The sequence below is a fragment of the Mesorhizobium sp. M7D.F.Ca.US.004.03.1.1 genome (assembly GCF_003998635.1).
GTDB classification, from domain to species: domain Bacteria; phylum Pseudomonadota; class Alphaproteobacteria; order Rhizobiales; family Rhizobiaceae; genus Mesorhizobium; species Mesorhizobium loti.
This window is the reverse complement of sequence record NZ_RZQG01001647.1, coordinates 1-621: the sequence shown is the minus strand read 5'-3', so window position 1 is coordinate 621 and position 621 is coordinate 1. Positions and strand designations below refer to the sequence as shown.

The window sequence follows — 621 nt, the reverse complement described above, 5'->3', positions numbered from 1 at the left end:
GCCTATGAAAGCGCCAACACGCTGAACTCGACCATTCTGGCCGGCACCAATTTCGTGCTGCATTCGGCCGGCTGGCTCGAGGGCGGGCTGGCCTCCTGCTACGAAAAGTTCATGATGGACATCGACCAGCTCGGCATGACGCAGAAATTCTCCGAAGGCGTCGATCTGTCGGAAAACGGCCAGGCGATGGATGCCATCCGCCAGGTCGGCCCAGGCAGCCACTATCTCGGCTGCGACCACACCCAGGCTAATTTCCAGACCGCCTTCTACCGCTCCAACATCGCCGACAACAATTCCTACGAGCAGTGGCTGGCCGAAGGCGAGAAGACAGCACCCCAGCGCGCAAACGATCTCGCTCGCCGCTGGCTGGAAAGCTACGAGGCGCCGCATCTCGATCCGAGCATCGACGAAGCCTTGAAGGACTTCATCGCCAAGAAGAAGGGGTCGATGCCCGACGCCTTCACTTGAAAGGAGCCCGAATCAGGCGGGGCTAAAGTCGCCAACATCATCCACAAGGAAGTCTGGCGGAGCGCGTTCTCCGATCCGGTCAAGAAGGAATGATTGTGCCTGCCGGCAGCATTGACGGCATTGCTGCGGCGCTCCTTGCCAACGGCCTTATCC

At 60.2% G+C, this 621-nt stretch carries 1 protein-coding gene; it reads left to right on the top strand.

All coding sequences use genetic code 11. The annotated features are described in order from the left end of the window. Positions 1-468 (top strand): trimethylamine methyltransferase family protein (locus tag EN935_RS39265; protein WP_206534718.1); only part of this gene is annotated, 468 nt, incomplete at its 5' end. Positions 469-621: the final 153 nt, after the last annotated feature.